Consider the following 1464-nt stretch of genomic DNA (forward strand, 5'->3'; position numbering starts at 1 on the left):
GGACGGCGAGCGTGGCCGGCTCGTCGCGGGCAGGGTCCCGCGCCAGCTCGGCGAGGTACGCCTGAGCCGCCGGGACGTCGTCGAACACCTCGTGCAGGGTGATCGGGTCAAGGTAGTGCGTGGGCAGATCCACTGTTCCTCCGTGGCCGAAACCAAGGGGGATGAATTTACCAATTCGGACACCCTGAGGACCAGTCAGCGGCGAGCCAGACGCGCAGGTCACCCGGGTGATCCCTGCGTCGGACACACGCGTCAGCCGCGGTGGCGGAAGGTGATCGGGTCCTCCTGGAACTCCTTCCACGCCAGGCGCTCCCCCTCGGTGAGACGGCGCGGCCGGTCGGTGGCGGCGTCGACGAACACGAGCGTGGTGGTCGCCCGCGCGTAGGGCTTGCCGCCCGACGTCGGACCCGTCTTCGGCATGCTCGCCGCGCCGTCGTGCACCTCGTAGCAGACCTCCGCGCTGGCCCCGCCGATGCGGCCGAGCCACATCTCCACGCGCACCGGCGTGCGGGTGAACAGCAGGGGACGCAGGTACTCGATGCGCTGCCCGGCCACGAGGGTGTGCGAGTCGGCGTCGGGGCCGGTGGGCACCACCGCCGTCGGCCAGGCCTCGCCCTCGGGGGCCTCGGGGTGCAGCCAGAAGGCGGTGATGCGCGCGTCCTCCAGCAGGCGGAACATCGCGACGTTGTTCACGTGGGCGTAGGCGTCCAGGTCGGACCAGCGCAGCGTGACGGGGACGTGCAGGCGTGTCATGGTGCCTATCCTCTCCCGGCGGCTCCTCCCTGCCGCCCGCCGGTCTCAGCTCGCGGCGACCGTCGCCGCCGTCCGGCAGCTCGCGAGCCGGGCCAGCTCCTCCCCCACGGGTTCCCGCACGAGCCGGTCGGCGACCTTACCCACCGACTGGCGCAGCCGGCGACGCGCGGCCATCGCCCGGCGCCGGGCGCCCAGGGCGCCGAAGATCCGGCAGACCAGGGCGAGCAGCAGGCCGAGCAGCACCCCGCCCAGCACCAGGAGCGTGGGCCAGGGAATCGTGAAGAGGTCGACGCCGACCCCCACGTCGGAGCCCGGTTCGGGCGCCCCCGGGAAGACGACGCCGCCGTCCCCCGACCAGGTCGGCAGGGTCAGCACGGGCGTCGGCAGCGGCGGGAGCTGCAGGTACGCGAAACCGAACAGCACGAAGAGCCACACCAGGCCCGTGACCAGCGCGGCGACCAGGAGCCACTGCACCGCGTTCACGAGCGACCACCACACCGGGCGACGCGACACCTCGACCCGGGTCGTGGCCACGGCCTGGTCCAGGGCGTCGGGCAGCGCGTCGATGCCCGCCTGGCCGCGTGAGCGAGCCGCCAGCACCCACGGGTCGGCGACGCCGCGCGTCACGTCCTCGACATAGCGCCGCACGGCGGAGGCAGCGGTGGACCGTACCGCCGGCCGCGCCGTGGGCAGCGACGTGCGCACCAGGTC

1 protein-coding gene and 1 pseudogene are annotated in these 1464 nt (G+C 73.6%); both read right to left on the minus strand.

Annotated features, from left to right (window positions below; genetic code table 11):
• Nucleotides 1-252: 252 nt before the first annotated feature.
• Entirely contained in the window at nt 253-753 is a 501-nt protein-coding gene (locus tag PROKR_RS21005; RefSeq protein WP_036966862.1) for an acyl-CoA thioesterase, read from the minus strand.
• 45 nt (nt 754-798) lie between these two features.
• Nucleotides 799-1464 (minus strand): annotated as a pseudogene (locus PROKR_RS37525) (GTP-binding protein HSR1); the annotation flags it as partial.

Origin of the sequence: Promicromonospora kroppenstedtii DSM 19349 (assembly GCF_000515355.1) — a bacterium.
GTDB lineage: Bacteria > Actinomycetota > Actinomycetes > Actinomycetales > Cellulomonadaceae > Promicromonospora > Promicromonospora kroppenstedtii.